Source organism: Streptomyces pluripotens, from assembly GCF_000802245.2.
Lineage (GTDB): Bacteria > Actinomycetota > Actinomycetes > Streptomycetales > Streptomycetaceae > Streptomyces > Streptomyces pluripotens.
On the sequence record NZ_CP021080.1, the window covers coordinates 2,737,914 to 2,757,028 of the forward strand.

At 70.4% G+C, this 19,115-nt stretch carries 19 protein-coding genes; 8 read left to right on the plus strand and 11 right to left on the minus strand.

All coding sequences use genetic code 11. The features are described from left to right. Nucleotides 1-27: 27 nt before the first annotated feature. The 3 genes from LK06_RS12080 to hutU are packed head-to-tail and all read right to left on the minus strand — an operon-like array spanning nucleotide 28 to nucleotide 4,273. Nucleotides 28-1,389 (minus strand): formimidoylglutamate deiminase, encoded by a 1,362-nt coding sequence (locus tag LK06_RS12080; RefSeq protein ID WP_043405822.1) that lies wholly within the window; start codon nucleotides 1,387-1,389, stop codon nucleotides 28-30. Then, nucleotides 1,386-2,612, minus strand: a complete 1,227-nt coding sequence (locus LK06_RS12085; protein ID WP_039656174.1) for an allantoate amidohydrolase — start codon at nucleotides 2,610-2,612, stop codon at nucleotides 1,386-1,388. Before LK06_RS12085 ends, LK06_RS12080 begins: the two co-directional genes overlap by 4 nt. Further along, complete coding sequence (gene hutU / locus LK06_RS12090) at nucleotides 2,609-4,273, minus strand: urocanate hydratase (protein WP_039656176.1); 1,665 nt, start codon at nucleotides 4,271-4,273, stop codon at nucleotides 2,609-2,611. Before hutU ends, LK06_RS12085 begins: the two co-directional genes overlap by 4 nt. A 138-nt stretch (nucleotides 4,274-4,411) precedes the next feature. On the opposite strand from hutU, the gene LK06_RS12095 reads away from it, so the two are divergent. The 5 genes from LK06_RS12095 (at nucleotide 4,412) to LK06_RS12115 (ending at nucleotide 8,080) form a co-directional block, all read left to right on the plus strand. Continuing rightward, nucleotides 4,412-5,797 (plus strand): type III PLP-dependent enzyme domain-containing protein, encoded by a 1,386-nt coding sequence (locus LK06_RS12095; RefSeq protein ID WP_039656178.1) that lies wholly within the window; start codon nucleotides 4,412-4,414, stop codon nucleotides 5,795-5,797. Between the two features lie 179 nt (nucleotides 5,798-5,976). Beyond that, nucleotides 5,977-6,372 carry a hypothetical protein gene (locus LK06_RS12100; RefSeq protein WP_071659137.1) on the plus strand — a complete coding sequence of 132 codons (396 nt, stop codon included), beginning with the start codon at nucleotides 5,977-5,979 and terminating at the stop codon, nucleotides 6,370-6,372. Next, on the plus strand, nucleotides 6,369-7,169 hold the full coding sequence (locus LK06_RS12105) for a hypothetical protein (protein WP_043433037.1): 801 nt from the start codon (nucleotides 6,369-6,371) through the stop codon (nucleotides 7,167-7,169). Before LK06_RS12100 ends, LK06_RS12105 begins: the two co-directional genes overlap by 4 nt. Further along, a complete protein-coding gene (locus tag LK06_RS12110) occupies nucleotides 7,150-7,695 on the plus strand; it encodes a roadblock/LC7 domain-containing protein (RefSeq protein WP_374208088.1) in 546 nt (181 codons plus the stop codon). Before LK06_RS12105 ends, LK06_RS12110 begins: the two co-directional genes overlap by 20 nt. Before the next feature lie 10 nt (nucleotides 7,696-7,705). Then, complete coding sequence (locus LK06_RS12115) at nucleotides 7,706-8,080, plus strand: roadblock/LC7 domain-containing protein (RefSeq protein ID WP_039656186.1); 375 nt, start codon at nucleotides 7,706-7,708, stop codon at nucleotides 8,078-8,080. 45 nt (nucleotides 8,081-8,125) lie between these two features. Here the strand turns inward: LK06_RS12115 and LK06_RS12120 are convergent, their stop codons facing one another. Together LK06_RS12120 and LK06_RS12125 are read right to left on the minus strand one after the other, a co-directional pair. Next, nucleotides 8,126-8,710 carry a hypothetical protein gene (locus LK06_RS12120; protein ID WP_234367397.1) on the minus strand — a complete coding sequence of 195 codons (585 nt, stop codon included), beginning with the start codon at nucleotides 8,708-8,710 and terminating at the stop codon, nucleotides 8,126-8,128. Between the two features lie 96 nt (nucleotides 8,711-8,806). Beyond that, a complete protein-coding gene (locus tag LK06_RS12125) occupies nucleotides 8,807-9,649 on the minus strand; it encodes a MurR/RpiR family transcriptional regulator (protein WP_039656187.1) in 843 nt (280 codons plus the stop codon). A gap of 234 nt (nucleotides 9,650-9,883) precedes the next feature. On the opposite strand from LK06_RS12125, the gene LK06_RS12130 reads away from it, so the two are divergent. Further along, nucleotides 9,884-10,336, plus strand: coding sequence for a membrane protein (locus tag LK06_RS12130; RefSeq protein ID WP_043433034.1), 453 nt, complete (start codon nucleotides 9,884-9,886; stop codon nucleotides 10,334-10,336). 132 nt (nucleotides 10,337-10,468) lie between these two features. Here the strand turns inward: LK06_RS12130 and glmS are convergent, their stop codons facing one another. Continuing rightward, the gene (gene glmS / locus LK06_RS12135; RefSeq protein ID WP_071659135.1) at nucleotides 10,469-12,316 is read right to left on the minus strand and encodes a glutamine--fructose-6-phosphate transaminase (isomerizing); all 1,848 of its coding nucleotides are present in this window, start codon (nucleotides 12,314-12,316) and stop codon (nucleotides 10,469-10,471) included. A gap of 174 nt (nucleotides 12,317-12,490) precedes the next feature. Between glmS and coaA the strand changes: the two genes are divergently transcribed. Next, a complete protein-coding gene (coaA, locus tag LK06_RS12140) occupies nucleotides 12,491-13,480 on the plus strand; it encodes a type I pantothenate kinase (protein WP_039656191.1) in 990 nt (329 codons plus the stop codon). Between the two features lie 208 nt (nucleotides 13,481-13,688). Here the strand turns inward: coaA and glmM are convergent, their stop codons facing one another. From glmM to rplM, 3 genes are all read right to left on the minus strand, one after another. After that, complete coding sequence (gene glmM / locus LK06_RS12145; RefSeq protein WP_039656192.1) at nucleotides 13,689-15,047, minus strand: phosphoglucosamine mutase; 1,359 nt, start codon at nucleotides 15,045-15,047, stop codon at nucleotides 13,689-13,691. Between the two features lie 193 nt (nucleotides 15,048-15,240). Beyond that, nucleotides 15,241-15,753, minus strand: coding sequence for a 30S ribosomal protein S9 (gene rpsI / locus LK06_RS12150; RefSeq protein ID WP_039656194.1), 513 nt, complete (start codon nucleotides 15,751-15,753; stop codon nucleotides 15,241-15,243). Nucleotides 15,754-15,795: 42 nt separating this feature from the next. Then, on the minus strand, nucleotides 15,796-16,239 hold the full coding sequence (gene rplM, locus LK06_RS12155) for a 50S ribosomal protein L13 (protein WP_014674395.1): 444 nt from the start codon (nucleotides 16,237-16,239) through the stop codon (nucleotides 15,796-15,798). Between the two features lie 302 nt (nucleotides 16,240-16,541). Here rplM and LK06_RS12160 point away from each other — a divergent pair, with 302 nt between their 5' ends. After that, a complete protein-coding gene (locus LK06_RS12160; RefSeq protein ID WP_039656196.1) occupies nucleotides 16,542-17,423 on the plus strand; it encodes a hypothetical protein in 882 nt (293 codons plus the stop codon). A 127-nt stretch (nucleotides 17,424-17,550) separates the two neighbouring features. Here the strand turns inward: LK06_RS12160 and truA are convergent, their stop codons facing one another. Continuing rightward, entirely contained in the window at nucleotides 17,551-18,417 is an 867-nt protein-coding gene (truA, locus tag LK06_RS12165; RefSeq protein ID WP_039656198.1) for a tRNA pseudouridine(38-40) synthase TruA, read from the minus strand. 91 nt (nucleotides 18,418-18,508) lie between these two features. Then, nucleotides 18,509-19,003 (minus strand): 50S ribosomal protein L17, encoded by a 495-nt coding sequence (gene rplQ, locus LK06_RS12170; protein WP_043405837.1) that lies wholly within the window; start codon nucleotides 19,001-19,003, stop codon nucleotides 18,509-18,511. Nucleotides 19,004-19,115: the final 112 nt, after the last annotated feature.

Genomic DNA, 19,115 nt, shown 5'->3' on the forward strand with positions numbered 1-19,115 from the left:
GGGTGGCCGGGTGGGGGGCGTCGGGGTTCAGCCGCGCAGGACGTCGATCGCGTCCGCAAGCGCCGAAGGCACATCCGGAACACGTGCGTGCGCCCCGTCCCGTACGATCTGGTGCCCGCCGACGACCGTGTGCCGGACGTCCGCCGCGGTGGCGGCGAATACGGCCGTCTCCGCACCGAGTCGCGGCACCGGCCCCGCTGTCCTGACGGAGTCGAGGGCGATCGTCGTGAAGTCGGCGAGTGCCCCCGGCTCCAGAGTTCCCGCGTTCTGCCAGCCCAGGGCCGCGTGCCCGTCCGCCGAAGCCGCGCGCAGCAGTGCCGCGGCCGTCCAATGGCCCCGGGAGCGGGTACGCAGCCGTTCGTTCAGCTCCATCGCGCGGGCCTCTTCGAGCAGGTCGATCACGGCGTGGCTGTCGGAGCCGAGGCAGAGCGGGGAACCGGCCCGCTGGAGGGCGACGGCCGGACCGATGCCGTCGGCCAGGTCGCGCTCGGTCGTCGGGCACATGCAGGTGCCGGTGCCGGAGTCGCCGAGCAGGGCGATGTCCTCGTCGGTGAGATGGGTGTTGTGCACACCGGTGGTACGCGGTCCGAGGACGCCGTGGTCGGAGAGCAGCCGGGTGGGGGTGCGGCCGTGCGCGGCGAGGCAGGCGTCGTTCTCGGCGGTCTGCTCCGAGAGGTGCACGTGCAGCGGGGCCCGCCGCTCCTCCGCCCAGTGCGCCACCGTCGCCAGCTGGTCCGCGGGCACGGCCCGTACGGAGTGAATCGCCGCCCCGATCCGTGCGTGATCCCGCCCCTTGAGAACTGTGCAGCGCTCCGCCCAGGCCTCCGCGCTGCCGTCGGAGAACCGCAGCTGGTGGGGGGTGGGCGGCTCGCCGAAGCCGGAGGAGAGGTAGCAGGTGTCGAGGAGGGTGATCCGGATGCCGGCCTCGGCGGCGGCCTCGATCAGCGCCTCCCCCATGGCGTTGGGGTCGGCGTAGGGGGTGCCGCCGGGCGCGTGGTGCACATAGTGGAACTCCCCGACGCAGGTGATGCCGGCCAGCGCCATCTCGGCGTACACCGCGCGGGCGAGGGCGTGATAGGTCTCCGGAGTCAGCCGGTCGGCGACGGAGTACATCACCTCGCGCCAGGTCCAGAAGGTCCCGGAGCCGACCTGGACGGCACCGCGCAGCGCCCGGTGGAAGGCGTGGCTGTGGGCGTTCGCCAGGCCGGGGAGGGTCAGCCCGCGCAGGATCTCCGCGCCGGGCGGCGGGGTGGGTACGCCGGTGCGGACGGCCGTGATCCGGCCGTCCTCGCCCGCGGCCGGTCCGCCGGCCGACACGGTGACGGCCACGCCCGGTTCGGTGGTCGTACCGAGCCAGGCGTGTTCCAGCCAGTAGGTCCGCTTGGTCACCTGCAGGCCAGTCCTTCCAGTACGTCTGCGAGCGCGCGTACCCCGGCCAGGCAGTCGTCCTCGGCCGCGGACTCGGCCGGGGAGTGCGAGACACCAGTGGGGTTGCGCACGAACAGCATGGCGGTCGGGATGCGCCCGGAGAGGATCCCGGCGTCGTGTCCGGCGCCCGTGCCGAGGACGGGCACCTTCAGTGCGGTGTCCCCGCCGGCGCCGCCCAGGATGTCGCCGAGTTCGTCACGCAGCGCGTGGTCGAACTCCACGACGGGGGTGAAGGACTCCCGGACGACGTCCAGGTCGATGCCGTGGGCGTCCGCGTACTCCCGGGCCGCCTTCTCGATGCCGGCGACCACCGTGTCCAGGGTCTCCTGGTCGGCGGCGCGGGAATCGAGCCAGCCGCGCACCAACGACGGGATGGCGTTGACTCCGTTCGGTTCGACGGAGATCTTGCCGAAGGTGGCGACGGCACCGGCGAACTGGGCCTCGCGGCGGGCGGCGAGCACGGTCTCGGCGTAGCACAGCATCGGGTCGCGGCGGTCGACCAGCCGGGTGGTGCCGGCGTGGTTGGCCTCCCCCCGGAAGTCGTACCGCCAGCGGCCGTGCGGCCAGATGGCACTGGCGATACCGACCGGGTCGCCGGACAGGTCCAGCGCACGGCCCTGTTCGACGTGGAGTTCCACGAAGGCGCCGATCCGGTCCAACCGCTCGGGGTCGGGGCCGATGGCGTCGGGGTCGTAACCGGCGGCCTCCATGGCCCGCGGCAGGCTGACCCCGTCACCGTCGGTGAGCCGGTGGGCCTGCTCGACGGTCAGCTGTCCGGCGGTGAGCCGGGAGCCGACACAGGCGAGCCCGAACCGGGCACCCTCCTCGTCACCGAAGTTGACGATCGCCAGCGGCTTGGTGAACTGCACGTTCCTGCCGCGCAGTTCGTCCAGGGCGGCGAAGGAGGACACGACCCCGAGGGGACCGTCGAAGGCGCCACCGTCCGGCACCGAATCCAAATGCGACCCGGTGACGACGGCGTCCCCGGCGGCCGGATCCCCCAGCCAGGCCCATTGGTTGCCGTTCCGGTCGACCTCGTACACCAGCCCGCGGTCCTCCGCCTGCTGTGTGAACCAGGCCCGGCAGTCGGCGTCGGCCGCGGTCCAGGCATAGCGCCGGTAGCCGCCGGAGGCGGAGCTGCGACCGATCGGCAGCAGCTCAGCCCACATGCTGTGGAAGGTCACGCCTGGTCACCCTCACGCATCGGCACCCGCACCCCGCGTTCCTGGGCGACGGTCTCGGCGGTGTCGTAGCCCGCGTCCACGTGCCGGATGACCCCCATGCCGGGGTCGTTGGTGAGCACCCGGCGGATCTTCTCGCCGCCCAGCTTCGTGCCGTCGGCCACCGTCACCTGCCCGGCGTGGATGGACCGCCCCATGCCGACGCCGCCACCGTGGTGGATGGACACCCAGGAGGCGCCCGAAGCCACGTTCACCATGGCGTTCAGCAACGGCCAGTCCGCGATCGCGTCGGACCCGTCGAGCATGGCCTCGGTCTCACGGTAGGGCGACGCCACGGAACCGCAGTCGAGATGATCGCGGCCGATGGCCAGCGGGGCCGCCAGTTCACCGCTCGCCACCATGTCGTTGAAGCGCTCGCCGGCCTTGTCGCGCTCGCCGTAGCCCAGCCAGCAGATGCGCGCGGGCAGGCCCTGGAAGTGGACGCGCTCGCCGGCCATCTTGATCCAGCGGGCCAGGGACTCGTTCTCCGGGAAGAGGTCCAGGATCGCCTTGTCGGTCTTGGCGATGTCGGCGGGGTCGCCGGACAGGGCCGCCCAGCGGAACGGGCCCTTGCCCTCGCAGAAGAGGGGCCGGATGTACGCGGGGACGAATCCGGGGAAGGCGAAGGCACGGTCGTAGCCGGCCAGCTGGGCCTCGCCACGGATGGAGTTGCCGTAGTCGAAGACCTCGGCGCCGGCGTCCAGGAAGCCGACCATGGCCTCCACGTGCTTGGCCATGGACTCACGCGCCCGGGTGGTGAAGCCGGCCGGGTCCTTGGCGGCGGCGTCGGCCATGTCCTCGAAGGCGATGCCGACCGGCAGATACGCCAGGGGGTCATGGGCCGAGGTCTGGTCGGTGACGATGTCGATGGGGGCGTTCATCGCGAGGAGCTGCGGGACCAGTTCGGCCGCGTTGCCGAGAACGCCGATGGACAGCGGACGGCGGGCGTCGCGGGCCTCGACGGCCAGCTGGAGGGCGTGGTCCAGGCTGTCCGCCCTGACGTCGAGGTAGCGGTGCTCGATGCGGCGCTCGATGGCGCGCGCATCGCAGTCGATGCAGAGGGCGACGCCGTCGTTCATGGTCACGGCGAGGGGCTGGGCGCCGCCCATGCCGCCGAGGCCGGCGGTGAGCGTGATGGTGCCGGCCAGGGTGCCGTTGAACTTCTTCGCGGCGACGGCGGCGAAGGTCTCATAGGTGCCCTGGAGGATGCCCTGGGTTCCGATGTAGATCCAGGAGCCGGCGGTCATCTGGCCGTACATGGTCAGCCCGAGGGCCTCCAGACGGCGGAACTCCTCCCAGTTGGCCCAGTCGCCGACGAGGTTGGAGTTGGCGATGAGGACGCGCGGAGCCCACTCGTGGGTCTGCATCACGCCGACCGGACGGCCGGACTGGACCAGCATGGTCTCGTCCTGCTTCAGCGTCCTGAGCGTGCGGACCATGGCGTCGAAGGAACGCCAGTCACGGGCGGCCTTTCCGGTCCCGCCGTAGACGACGAGCTTGTCGGGGTGCTCGGCGACCTCGGGGTCGAGGTTGTTCTGCAACATCCGCAGGGCGGCTTCCTGCTGCCATCCCAGGGCGCTCAGTTCCGTGCCGCGCGGTGCTCGTACGGGGCGGGGTCCCGACATCGTCTGCCTCCTCCTGTTACTTCTTCTATTCACATCCTGTCGCCATGAATAGAACTAGTCAATACGTGGGGCGGCCGTGTCCGGGCGCAATCAGTGTTTGGCTGGAAGCACCGGTGACCGAGACGGGACGGTGAAGCCGTGGCACACGAACGGGAGCAGGACGCCGGGGACGCGGACACGGGTCGCACCGTGCGGCGGGACCGGGCGGTACGGGCGGCGGTCGAACAAGGCCTGCTGGGTCCGGACGCAGCCGTGGCAGGACTGCTGGACGTGACCGGCATCCGGGAGTCGGCAGCCACCCTGCGGACGGCGTTCGGTGCCGTCACGGCCCCCGGGACGCCGGTGCTGCACGCCTTCGCAGTGAAGGCGACCCCACTGGTTCCGGTGCTGCGGCTGCTGCACCAGGAAGGCTTCGGCGCGGAGGTGGCGAGCCCCGGAGAGCTGGCGCTGGCGCGGGCGGCCGGGGTGCCGCCGGCCCGGACAGTGCTGGACTCACCCGCCAAGACCCCGGCGGAGCTGCGCGAGGCACTGGCCCTGGGCATCGCCGTGAACGCCGACAATCCGCAGGAGCTGGACCGACTGGACGCCCTGGTACGGTCCGCGCCCACCGGGTCCCCGCTCGGCGTCCGGATCAACCCGCAGGTCGGCGGCGGCACGATCGGGGCCACCTCCACGGCGACGGAGACCTCGAAGTTCGGGGTGGCACTGCGGGACGAGGGAGCACGCGAGTGGGTCGTGCGGGCATACCTCCAGCGGCCGTGGCTGACCCGCCTGCACGCACACACCGGCTCGCAGGGCATCCCGCTCCCGCTGATGGCACAGGGCGTGGCGGAGACGTACGCGCTCGCGGAGGAGATCAACACGCGGGCCGGGCGCCGCCAGGTCGACACACTCGACATCGGCGGCGGGCTGCCGGTGAACTTCACCTCGGAGCGGACGGCGCCGACGTACGCACAGTTCGCACGGCTGCTGGCCGAGGCCGCACCGGGCCTGTTCGGCGGCCGGTACGGCCTGGTGACCGAGTTCGGGCGGTCACTGCTGGCCAAGCACGGGACGGTGCTGGCGCGGGTGGAGTACACCAAGAGCGCGGGTGGCCGGCGGATCGCAGTGACACACGCGGGCGTGCAGGTGGCGACGCGCACCGTGTACGCACCCGGCGCATGGCCGCTGCGGATCGCGGCGTACGACGCCGAAGGGCGGCCGAAGCAGGGGCCGGAGGTGGTGCAGGACGTGGCCGGCCCCGCCTGCTTCTCGGGCGACCTGTTGGCCGAGGCGCGCGCACTGCCGGCCCTGGAACAGGGCGACTACGCGGCGGCACTGGACACCGGCGCGTACTACTTCGCGCACCACTACGCCTACAACTCCCTGACCCGACCGGGCGTGTACGGCTTCGCCCCGGACGGTGCGGGAGGGATCGCGTTCGCCACGGTACGGGAGCCGCAGACCATCGCGGAAGTGGTGGCGGAGTCCGGCGAGGCGCACGCGTCGGCACTCACCACCTTGCTTCCGCCCAGGAGCCGTTGACGCACTCCGGGCACCCCTCGAACAAATGGTTTAACTCGCTCGACGCACGGGTCAGCCGACCAACACTAGTACGGCGGACGCATGTTCCACCGGAAAATGCCAAACCCGACTGCCCCGGCAGACACGTTGCGTAGTGTCTGCGTCACTCAACCGGAGTCCCAGGCATGAGGGGAGCCACGGTGCCCGGAATCGACGAGTGCCTACTCGAAGCAATGCGCCTGCCCGGTGCCCGGGGAGCCGCGCTGGTGGACTGGACGAGCGGACTGCCGCTCGGCACGGTCGGAGACGCCCCCGGCGGCGACCATGAGACGACCGCCACCGAGGCCTCCGAACTGGCCCGGATGGCCGCTGAACACGGCGCCTTCGCGGTCGGTGACAACAAGGGCGAGGACGACCTGCCACCGGTGGAGGACGTGATCGTCAGCAACCGCGACAGCTACCACCTGCTGCGGTTCGTGGACACGTCCTTCGACAGCAGTGTGTTCCTGCACCTGTGGCTCAACCGCGAGGAGGGCAATCTCGCACTCGCCCGCATCCGCCTCGGGGAGATGGCAGAGCGGCTGGTGCTGGGATGACCATGGTCCGTACCCCTCCACCGCCGCTACCGGTGCGGGACAAGACGTCCCCCCGCACGCTGACGCCGATGCTGACGCGTCTGGCCGAAGAGTGCGCCACCGGCATCCTCATCCGCGAGCACGGCACCCTGCACCTCGCCGAGGGCCGGGTGATCCATGCCGAGAGCTCCCTCTCCCCCGGCCTCGACGTGCTCCTCACCGCCCACGGCACCCTTGCCCCGGCCGCCTGGCAGCGGGCCGCCGCCCGGAGCGCCGGCCCGCTCCAGGCCGCCGAGCTCCTGCTGGCCCGGGGGCTGCTGCCCACCGGAGCGCTGGAACTGTGCCACCTAGACATGGTGTACGACGCGGGGTACTTCGCGCTGGCCCCGAGCAGCACTCCGGGCCGCTTCCGCTACGCCGAGGCGCCCCGGACCGGCCCGCTGCCCTCGGTCCCGCTCCTCGCGCTGGAACGCGAGACGCTGCGTCGCCGTCTGCTGTTGCACCGGCTGTGGCCCGACCCGGTGACCGACGGTGCACCGCTGGTCCGCACCGACCCGGCGACCGCCGGCGCACCGATCACCCCCCGGCAGCGGGCGGTCCTGGACCGTGTGGACGGTGTCCGCACGGCCGTCGCGATCGCCCGGAACCTAGGCCGGCAGGCGTTCCACACGCTGGTCGACGTCCGTCGACTCGCGGCGGCCGGGCACGTCATCCCGGCGCCGAGGGCACCGGTTCCCCCGCCCCTGCCCCCACCCCCGGTCACCAACCCCGACATCGCGCTGCTGAAGAGGCTCAGGGATGCGCTTGAGGCGCTTTGAACGGCACCGCCCCGCCGAGGAGAGGAGAGAGCTGGTGCTGTCCGAGGAGGACCTTCAGGCCGTCCTGGGCGAGCTGCGTCGGCTGCGTACCCGGGTGCCACAGCTCACCGGCGCACTCGCAGCGGGCGTCGACGGTCTCGTCGTCGCCCACGACACCCCGGGCGTCGACGCGGAGGGAGTCGCGGCGCTCACCGCCGCCGCCCTCGGAGTCGCCGTGCGGTTGGCCGACACCACGGGCAACGGCGGCTTCCGGGAACTGCTGGTGCGCGGCGAGTACGGCTACCTCGCCACCTATGCGGCCGGCCGCACCGCCGTACTGACCCTGCTCGCCCAGGACCGGGTCAACGTCGGACGGCTGCACCTGGAAGGCCGCCGTGCCGGCAGCCAGATCGGGAAGCTGCTCGACGCCGCCGAGGAAACCGCCCGGGCCGCACCCCCGGTCACCAGAACCACCCCTGCACGAACCCGAACCACACGCGGGCCACGCACCACGGCCAGCGAAGCGCACACCACAACCGACAGCTGAGAGGATCATCATGGCCAACACCGAGATCGCGCTGAAGGAAGCCCTCACCAACATCGAGGGTGCCACCGGCGTCGCGCTCGTCGACTACACCAGCGGGATGGCGCTGGGCACGATGGGCGGCAGCAAGACCTTCGACCTGAACGTGGCCGCTGCCGGCAACACGGACGTCATCCGCTCCAAGATGCGCACCATGGAACACCTGGGCCTCAAAACCGAGATCGAGGACATCCTGATCACGCTGTCGGACCAGTACCACCTGATCCGTCTGCTCAAGGGCCGCGGCGGCAACGGTCTGTTCCTCTACCTGGTCCTGGACTCCAGCCGGGCCAATCTGGCGATGGCCCGACACCAGCTGAAGCGGATCGAGGAGAACCTGGAGGTCTGAGTCACCCCGTACGCAAGAGCGTACGAACGTACCCGCACACAGGCGTCAGACGAGTGCCGCGGTACGGCGGCGGGCCCCGCCCGGGGCCGCGTCGCCGGCCGCGATCCCGGTACCGCGCAGGCCCCGCACGGCCTGGCCCGCCGGGCGCCCACCGCGCTTGTCGAGCCGGTCGACGCACACCCACAGCAGCGTCTCTTCAGCCTGCTCGCGCCGTCCGAGCCAGGCGGCCTTCAGCCACAGCCCGGTGCCGAACCCCGCCCACAGCAGGCCGCCGGCCGCGGGCACCGCGAAGGAGCCACCGAGCGCGACCGTGAAGCCCAGGAGCAACCACCAGCGGTGACCCCGGCGCCAGTTGCGCACGGTCACGGCCCGGTCCTGAAGGATGTCGTACTTGCCCGCGCGGACAGCACCGCGGGCGAGGGCGGCATACCGGCCCCGGCGCGCCAGGGCCACGACGGCCGCGCCGACGACGAACAGAACCGTCCCGGCCAGGAGACCGATCCTGCGTCCGGTCACCCCCTCCGGCACGGCACCGATTCCCGCAGCGAGAACCCCGAGCCAGACCATCGGCGCGGCTCCCGCCCTCACCACGACGGCCACCCGGGCCAGTGCCTGTCCTCCGCGCGCCACGTCAGCCTCCCGTGTCACGTGTTCGCAAAGCGTCCTGCGTTCCAGGGCAAAGCTAGTGGCAGAACGTGAGACGAGTCTGAGAGCGCGCCCAACGCTTCACTCCACGAAGAGCCCCCGCGCAGCCGCGTTCGCATCGAACTCCTCCAGCCGCGCCTGCGCGTCCGGCAGGTCGTCGCAGAGGGCCTCCAACAGCACCCGCCCGAGCAGCATCGGTGCGCACGCGGTGTCGAAGGCCAGCCCGGTGCCGACGGCGGCGGGCAGCAGTAGGTCGGAGTACCGGGCGACCGGCGCGAACACGGAGTCGGCGACCGTGACGACGGTCAGGCCGGCGTCCTTGGCATGGGCGAGAGTGTCGACCACCTCACGCGGATGCCGCGGCAGTGCGAAGCACATCAGGGCGGTCGCGCCCGCGCGGACGGCCGCGTCGATACGGTCGTGGATCATCGTTCCGCCCTCGTTGAGCAGCCGGACGTCCGGGTGGACCTTGGCGGCGAAATAGGCGAAGCCGTGCGCCTGGGAGGCGGCGGCGCGCAGCCCGAAGACGGGCAGCGCACGCGACGATGCGAGGATCCGGCCCGCCCTCTGCACCGGTCGGGGGTCGGCGAGCAGCTCCGCGAGGTGCCTGAGGTTCTCGATCTCGGCCTCAACGGCCTTCTGGTACTCGTTGTAGGCGCCGGCTTCGGCGACCGGCTCGGTGGGCACGACCTCGCGCAGGTGCTTGCGCAGCGCCGGGTAGCCGTCAAAGCCCAGTGCGACCGCGAACCGGGTCACCGAAGGCTGGCTGACCCCGGCCAGTTCGGCCAGTTCCACGCTCGACAGGAAGGGTACGTCGGCGGCACGGCGCACCATGTTGTGCGCGATGCGGCGCTGGGTCGGCGTCAGCCGGTGGCCCTCGAAAAGGGCCTGCAACCGGGTCGCAGGGCTGTCGGTCGCGCTCATGGCGTACTCCCCCTCTGCATGTCCTCGACGTCCCGGGAGAGTACAGCGCCGAGGCATTGCCGGACACGGGAAGTCCATTCAGATGACGTCCTTCTGCATACCGTTATACAACCCAGGGTGGGGAGTCCGCAGGGCACGGTGGCCGACCTGCGGGGTTCTGACCGTGACCCACACCGCGAACAGGGGGGCTGTCCCCAGTGCGGCGAAGATCGACCGCTTCCTAAGGTGGGACGCATGAACGCATCGGACCCACGGAACGCCGGCCTCGGGAAGGACCCCGACCTGAGGAAGGACCTCGACGCCACCATACGGGCACGCCGGGAACTGGGGGAGGCATACGACTCGGCGCTGGTGGACTCGTTCCTGGAGAAGGTCGAACAGCGGATCGACGGCGCCGTCGACCGCCAGGTACGGCGGCACCTGGCTGAGCAGCACCTAGTGGCGGCGCGCGGCACACAGCGACCGAAGCCGTCCGGTTCCTGGGCCGAGCGTTACGGCTTCGCCCTGATCACTCTGGTCCTGGCGGTCCCGCTGTCCGCGATCGTCAGCCCCCTCACCGGGACGTCCGGGCTGGTGGCCACCTGGCTCGGCATCGTCGGCGTCAACGCGGTGCAGGCCCTACGGCTCGACCCGGAACACCTTGCCGGCCGACGGCCCGGACGGGACCGCGGCGTCCAGGACCGCTGACCGGCCCGGCAGACGTGCTGCCGGGCCGGTCAGCGGCACCACGATCCGGCCGAGGCCGACAGGACGGGACCCCGCCCTACGAGACCTGGACCGGCCCGGCGCACCCCGCGCCGAGGGCCAGCGGGACGGACATCACTCCACCGTCACCGACTTCGCCAGGTTCCTCGGCTGATCCACCTCGTTTCCTCGTGCGGTGGCCAGCTCGCAGGCGAAGACCTGCAGCGGGACCGTGGCCACCAACGGCTGCAGCAGCGTCGGCGTCACGGGGACGCGGATCAGGTGGTCGGCGTAGGGGACGACGGCTTCGTCCCCCTCCTCCGCGATGGCGATGGTCCGCGCCCCACGCGCCCGGATCTCCTGGATGTTGGAGACGATCTTGTCGTGCAGGACCGAGCGACCGCGCGGCGACGGGACGACCACCACCACCGGAACGTCCTCCTCGATCAGCGCGATCGGCCCGTGCTTCAGCTCGCCCGCCGCGAAGCCCTCGGCGTGCATGTACGCCAGCTCCTTCAGCTTCAACGCGCCCTCAAGGGCCACCGGATACCCCACGTGCCGGCCCAGGAACAGCACCGTGTTCTTGGTGGCCAGGGTGCGTGCCAGGGCCCGTACCGGCTCCATCGTCTCCAGGACCCGCTCGACGTCCTCGGAGATCCGGGACAGGTCCTTGATGGCCGCCTGGATCTCGTCGCCCCATTTGGTGCCCCGCACCTGGCCCAGGTACAGCGCGACCAGGTAACAGGCCACCAGCTGGGTCAAGAACGCCTTCGTGGAGGCGACGGCGACCTCGGGGCCGGCGTGCGTGTACAGCACCGCGTCCGACTCGCGCGGGATGGTCGAACCGTTGGTGTTGCAGATCGCCAGGACCTTGGAGCCCTGCTCACGGGCGTGCCGGAGGGCCATGAGGGTGTCCATGGTCTCCCCGGACTGGGAGATGGCGATCACCAGGGAACGTCCGTCCAGGATCGGGTCCCGGTAACGGAACTCGCTCGCCAGCTCCACCTCGCACGGGATGCGCGTGAAGTGCTCGATGGCGTACTTGGCGATCAGTCCGGCGTGGAAGGCCGTGCCGCAGGCGACGATGACGACCTTGTCGACCTCTCGGAGCTCGGGCGGGCTGATCCGCACCTCGTCCAGGGTCAGCGAGCCGGACGGGTCGATGCGCCCGAGCAGCGTGTCGGCGACCGCCTTGGGCTGTTCGGCGATCTCCTTGAGCATGAAGTAGTCATAGCCCCCCTTCTCGGCGGCGGAGGCGTCCCAGTCCACGTGATAGGAACGGACCTCGCCCGGGCGGCCGTCGAAACCCGTCACCGTCACGCCGTCGCGGCGCAGTTCCACCACCTGGTCCTGGCCCAGCTCGATCGCCGACCGCGTATGGGCGATGAACGCGGCGACATCGGAGGCGAGGAACGCCTCCCCCTCGCCGACGCCCACCACGAGGGGGGAGTTCCGTCGTGCCCCCACGACCACGTCCGGCTCGTCCGCGTGTACCGCGACCAGCGTGAACGCGCCCTCCAGCCGCCGGCACACCAGCCGCATGGCCTCCGCCAGGTCAGCACTGGTGGAGAACTCCTCGGCAAGCAGGTGCGCGACTACCTCCGTGTCCGTCTCGGAGGTCAGTTCGTGCCCCCGCTCGGTCAACTCCGCCCGCAGGACCGCGAAGTTCTCGATGATGCCGTTGTGGACCACGGCGACCCGGCCGGCGTTGTCCAGGTGCGGGTGGGCGTTCGTGTCCGTGGGACCGCCGTGCGTCGCCCAACGCGTGTGACCGATGCCCGTCGAACCCGCCGGCAGCGGCCGTTCGACCAGTTCCTTCTCCAGGTTGACCAGCTTTCCGGCCTTCTTCGCAAAGGCCAGCCCGCCGTCCGCCAACACGGCGACACCCGCCGAGTCGTACCCCCGGTACTCCAGCCGCTTCAGCCCGGCCATCACGACATCGAGCGCCGACTGCGACCCTACGTATCCCACGATTCCGCACATGTGCGGCAGCCTACGGCCCGATGGGGGCCCGAAGGGGCCGAAGCATGCCCGAAATCGGAAATTCCCACCGTCGTACGAAAGGACCGGAGAACGACGACCCGGGGTGAGCACACACGGCGGTACGCGTGACGGACCCCACCCGCCGTACCGTTCGGATTCCGTTAACAATGGATTGTGATCTCACCGGTCTCCTCCATACCCCGGAGCGCCCACCGGCACAGGCCGGAGGCGACTCCCTACGTGGACCTCACCCGTACCGAGTGGAGCGCGCTGCGCGACAAGACGCCGCTGCCGCTCACCGCCGAGGAGGTCGAGAAGCTGCGCGGTCTCGGCGATGTCATCGACCTGGACGAGGTGCGGGACATCTACCTCCCGCTTTCCCGGCTCCTCAACCTCTACGTCGGTGCCACCGATGGACTCAGGGGAGCGCTGAACACGTTCCTCGGCGAGCAGGGGTCCCAGTCCGGCACCCCGTTCGTCATAGGGGTCGCCGGATCGGTCGCGGTGGGGAAGTCGACGGTTGCCCGCCTGTTGCAGGCGCTGCTCTCCCGCTGGCCCGAGCACCCGCGCGTGGAGCTGGTGACCACGGACGGCTTCCTCCTACCCACCCGGGAGCTCCAGGCCCGCGGCCTGATGTCGCGGAAGGGCTTCCCCGAGTCCTACGACCGCCGGGCCCTCACCCGCTTCGTCGCCGACATCAAAGCCGGCAAGGACGAGGTGACGGCGCCCGTCTATTCCCACCTGATCTACGACATCGTCGCCGACCGGCGACTGACGGTCCGCCGCCCGGACATCCTGATCGTCGAGGGCCTGAACGTCCTCCAGCCCGCCCTGCCCGGCAAGGACGGCCGCACCCGGGTAGGCCTCGCGGACTACTTCGACTTCAGCGTGTACGTCGACGCGAGCGCCGAAGACATCGAGCGCTGGTACCTCAACCGCTTCAGGAAACTGCGCCAGACGGCCTTCCAGAACCCCGACTCGTACTTCCGCAAGTACACCCAGGTCTCCGAGGAGGAGGCTCTCGACTACGCCCGCACACTGTGGCGAACAATCAACAAGCCCAATCTGGTCGAGAACATCGCCCCGACCCGTGGCCGCGCCACCCTCATCGTGCGCAAGGGAGCGGACCACAAGGTGCAGCGGCTGAGGCTACGCAAGCTGTAGTCGCGCCGGCGGACGGCGGCACCGCCGACGTCCGGGAACGTCCCGGTGCGCTCGCCGGGGCGTCCCGGCCGCACCGACGGCGCCGAGTGCCGATCCGCCCGAGCCGGGTGCCCTCACGGCACCGGCCCGGAAGCGGTCCGGCTGGGAACCGCTTCCGGGCCGGACCGCGGGAACCTCCCGGCCGGGGCAGCAAGAGTGCCTGGGGCCGCTATCCCAGTGCCGACTTCACCGCGTCGGCCAGTCGTCCGGCAACCGACCGGGCCTGCTCGATGTCCGCGGCCTCGACCATCACCCGGACCAGCGGCTCCGTACCCGACGGCCGCAGCAGCACCCGCCCGGTCTCGCCCAGCTCCCGCTCCGCCTCGCTGACCGCGGTGGCCAGGTCAGCCGAGGTCTTCACCCGTGACTTGTCCACGTCGGGCACGTTGATCAGTACCTGCGGCAGCCGCTCCATCACCGAGACCAGCTCCCGCAGCGTACGACCGCTCTCCGCGACCCGCGCCGCCAGGAGCAGGCCGGTCAGCGTGCCGTCACCGGTCGTCGCATGGTCGAGGATGATCACGTGCCCGGACTGCTCGCCGCCCAGGGCGAAGCCGTGCTCCTTCATCGCCTCCAGCACGTACCGGTCGCCCACGGCCGTCTGCACGAGCCGGATGCCCGCTCGTTCCATGGCCAGTGTGAACCCGAGGTTCGACATCACCGTGGCCACCACGGTGTCGGCCCGCAGCTCGGAGCGTTCCCGCATCGCCAGGGCGAGCACCGACAGGATCTGGTCGCCGTCGACCTCCTCGCCGGTGTGGTCAACGGCCAGGCAGCGGTCGGCGTCACCGTCGTGCGCGATGCCGAAGTCCGCACCGTGCTCGACTACTGCAGCCTTGAGCTTGCCCAGATGGGTCGAGCCGCAGCCGTCGTTGATGTTCAGTCCGTCCGGTTCGGCACCGATCGTGATGACCTGCGCACCCGCCCGGGAGAACGCCTCCGGCGAGACCCCCGAGGCCGCACCGTGCGCTTCGTCCAGGACGATCTTCAAACCGTCGAGCCGGTTCGGGAGGACGGTGAGCAGATGGCCGACGTACTGCTCGAAGCCCTCGTCGTACGACCGCACGCGGCCGACCCCGGCGCCGGTCGGCCGTTCCCAGGGCTCGCCGTGGCGGTGGGACTCGTACACCGCCTCGATCCTGTCCTCCAGCTCATCGGCGAGCTTGTGGCCGCCGCGGGCGAAGAACTTGATGCCGTTGTCCGGCATGGCGTTGTGACTGGCGGAGAGCATCACCCCCAGGTCGGCGCCGAGCGCGCCGGTGAGGTAGGCGACCGCCGGCGTCGGCAGCACGCCGACCCGGAGCACGTTCACGCCCGCGCTGGCCAGGCCCGCGACCATGGCCGCTTCCAAGAACTCCCCGGACGCGCGCGGATCCCGTCCGACCACCGCTGTCGCCTTGTGGCCCTCGAAGGTGCCCGCCTCGGCCAGCACGTGCGCCGCGGCGACGGAGAGGCCGAGCGCCATCTCGGCCGTCAGATCCGCGTTGGCGACACCGCGCACGCCGTCCGTGCCGAAGAGTCGTCCCACTTGTCCTCCTGAGGATGCGTTGCTGTCGGAAGCTGACAGGCGCCGCGTCTGATGGGCAGGCGCCCCGGCATCCGATCACACAAGCCTTTGAGCGTCTTGTGTCGTTATACGCCCTTGGCTGGAATAAACGAACGCCCCGGCGGCACATGTGGCGTGCCGCCGGGGCGTTCGGGGTACGAGCAGCAGCTCCTGGTTAGCGCTTGCTGTACTGCGGGGCCTTGCGAGCCTTCTTCAGACCGGCCTTCTTGCGCTCGACCGCACGGTCGTCGCGGCGGAGGAAGCCGGCCTTCTTCAGCGGGCCACGGTTGTTGTCGACGTCCGCCTCGTTCAGCGCGCGGGCGACACCGAGACGGAGCGCACCGGCCTGACCGGAGACACCGCCACCGGCGATGCGGGCGATGACGTCGTAGCGACCCTCAAGTTCGAGCACCTTGAAGGGCTCGTTGACTTCCTGCTGGTGCACCTTGTTCGGGAAGTAGTCCTCAAGGGTACGCCCGTTGATCTTCCACTTGCCGGTGCCCGGAACGATCCGGACGCGGGCAATGGCGTTCTTGCGGCGGCCCAGGCCGGCGGCCGGCTGGGGCTCACCGAAGTGCGAGGCGAGGGACTCGGAGGTGTACTCACCCTCCACCGGAACCTCGGACTCGGTGGTGTAGCTGTCGATGTCAAGCTCTTCGAGCGGCTGCTCGGCAGTGGTCTCGGCCACGATTCTCCTCAGATTCTCTTCAGTCTTAGGGGGTGGCCGGACTTACTGCGCGACCTGGGTGATCTCGAACGGCACCGGCTGCTGGGCAGCGTGCGGGTGCTGGTCACCCTTGTAGACCTTCAGCTTCGAGAGCATCTGACGGCCCAGGGAGTTCTTCGGGAGCATGCCCTTGACGGCCTTCTCGATGGCCTTCTCGGGGTTCTTGTCCAGCAGCTCGTCATAGCGGACGGAGCGCAGACCACCCGGGTAGCCGGAGTGGCGGTACGCCATCTTCTGGGTCCGCTTGTTGCCGGACAGGTGCACCTTGTCGGCGTTGATGATGATGACGAAGTCACCAGCGTCGACGTGCGGCGCGTAGATCGGCTTGTGCTTGCCCCGGAGGAGGGTCGCTGCGGTGGTGGCGAGACGGCCCAGGACAACGTCCTGAGCGTCGATGACGTGCCACTGGCGCGTCACATCGCCGGGCTTGGGGCTGTACGTACGCACGGTTCGTAGCCTTCGCTTCGAGTGAATGGTCCTAAACAAGGCCACCGAAACGATCACGACAGCCTTGACCCCACGGCGGCGACGCAAACCGCATGCGTGGAATCGCTGGTCATCGGCCCGGCGGACCGGTGTAAGGGCCCGTCCCGTGAGAATGAGCAAGCCAATACACAACGAAGAAGCAGGTTACCCGGGCGCCCCCGGACGGGTCAAAACGAGGCATGCCGATAGACAGCCGGCGGACAAACGCGGCATGCGGGCGGACGCGCTCCAGGCCCCCGCGCGCCCCGTCTAAGATGCGCCCCATGAGTTACGGGCAGGGGGGACCCCAGTCTCAGTGGGATCCCTGGAAACCTCAATCCCAGCAGTCCTGGAGCAGCGGCAGCGATGACGGAACCCCGGACTGGGCCGCGCTCGCGGAGGCCTCGGAAGCCCGGAACAAGCGCCGGAAACTGCTGTTCATCGGCGGCGGCACGTTCGCCACGATCGCGATCGGCGCGGCCGTCGCCATGACCGTCGTCTCGACCAACGGCACACACGGCCCCTCCGGCAACCCCACCAATCTGCCCGTGAGCGCGTCGCTGCCCGCCTCGACCACCGCGGCGCCGTCCTTCGCGCCGACCAGTGCCCCGCCGCCACTGGATCCCAAGGACTTCATATCCAGTGTCACGAAGGACACCGCCCCCCTCGGGCCCGGCACCCTCTTCCCGGGCAGTCAGCTGACCATGGGTGACACGGTGTACAAGAAGGGCGCCACGGCCGACACCGTGAACTGCGCCTCGGCCGTCGGCGGCGCCCTGCCGAAGGTCCTCACCGCCCATGGCTGCACCCGACTGATACGGGTGACCTACGCCGAAGGCCCCGTCGCCGTCACCGTCGGCGTCGCCGTCTTCAACACAGCCGCCGAGGCCGAGAAGGCCAAGACACAGGCCGCCGGCAAGAAGAGCATCGTGCACTCGCTCCCCGGCAAGGGCGTCAAGAACTTCTGCGACGCCGCGATCTGCCGCACGACCGCGAACGCCTACGGCCGCTACGCCTACTTCACGATCTCCGGGTTCACCAGCGGCAAGAACGTGACCACCAAGGACACCCAGGTCTTCCGCACCGGCGACGACCTGGCCCAGTTCACCGCCAACCAGATCCACCGCCGGGGCGAGGCCCAGGCCTCCGCGGCGGCGAACCGCTGACGTCCGCTCCGCAGGAAGTGCCGCGGCGTGTGCCGTCAGTCATCGGCGGCACCATCGCGCCCGGCCACACAGCCCCCAGCACCGCTTCCGGGTGCGGGTGGACCTCAGCGGGTTTCGCCCGGCCTGCTCAGGCCCGGCCGCAGCATCCCGCCGACGGCAGCGAGCGCTTGTTCCGCGCCTCCTTGTTGCGCGCGGCCAGCAGGTCGTCGGCGGGGTAGCCCACCTCCTCCAGGGTCAGCCCGTGCGGCCGTACGACGTGCACGGCGGAGTCCCGCACCCCCGCGGCCAACACCTTTCCGGGCCACTTCGGCGTGCGGTGGCCGTCCCCGACGAACAGCAGGGCGCCGATCAGCGAGCGCACCATGTTGTGGCAGAACGCATCGGCTCGGACCGTGGCGGTGATGATGCCGTCCGGCCCTCGCTGAAGGCTCAGCTCCTGCAGTGTGCGGATGGTGGTCGCTCCCTCCCGCTTCTTGCAGTAGGCGGCGAAGTCGTGCTCCCCCAGCAGCCCCCGCGCGGCCTCGTTCATGGCGTCGACGTCGAGGGGCCAGTCGTGCCAGAGGATGTGGTTGCGCAGCAGGGGATCGACACCGCCGGGGTTGTCCGTCACTCGGTACGCATACCGCCTCCAGATCGCCGAGAACCGGGCGTTGAAGCCCGCAGGGGCCTCGGTGAGCCGCCACACCCGCACGTCCTTCGCCAGCCGTCCGGCGAGCCGCTTCAACAGCTTCTCGCGGTGTTCGGCCCACAGCTCCACCGGCAGGTCGACATGGGCGACTTGCCCGCGTGCGTGCACGCCGGCGTCCGTCCGCCCTGCCACGGTCAGCTCGTACGTCTTCTCCCTCGACCGCGTCACGGTACGCAGCGCATCCTCGATCTCCCCCTGCACGGTCCGCTTGCCGCCGGCTTGTTTGGCCCAGCCGTGGAAGTCGGTGCCGTCGTAGGAGACGTCGAGGCGGATGCGTAGATGCCCGGGCTGTACTTCGTCACTCACGTAGGGATCCTCTCAGGGCAGACCCGTGTGCAGAAACGTGAAAGCGGGCCCGCCCCGAAGGGCGAACCCGCTTCCAGCGTCAGGCAGGGCCTCAGGCGTCCTTGGACTCCTCGGCGGCGGCCTCCTCGGCCGGAGCCTCGGCGGTCTCCTCCGCCTTGACCTCCTCGGCCTCCTTGACCGCGCGCTTGGTGGCGGCCTCGGCCTCACCCACGGCCTTCTGCTGCACCGTCAGCGCCTCGACCAGCTCGATGACAGCCATGGGGGCGTTGTCGCCGCGGCGGTTACCGATCTTGGTGATGCGGGTGTAACCACCCGGACGGTTCTCGTAACGCGGGCCGATCTCGGTGAAGAGCGTGTGGACGATGCTCTTGTCCGTGATGACCTGGAGCACCTGACGGCGGTTGTGAAGGTCGCCCTTCTTCGCCTTGGTGACCAGACGCTCGGCGTACGGGCGTAGGCGGCGGGCCTTCGCCTCGGTGGTGGTGATGCGGCCGTGCTCGAAGAGCGCCTTCGCGAGGTTCGCGAGGAGCAGCTTCTCGTGCGCGGCGCTGCCGCCCAGACGGGCACCCTTGGTGGGCTTCGGCATTGTTTCTTCTCCTGTGTGTCTGCCCCGGCCGTGTCAGGTACCGGGGTCAGTATCCGAGCGAGCGGTTGCCCGTCGGAGATCCGGGGGCCTCGGTGAGGCCCCCGGAAGGGGT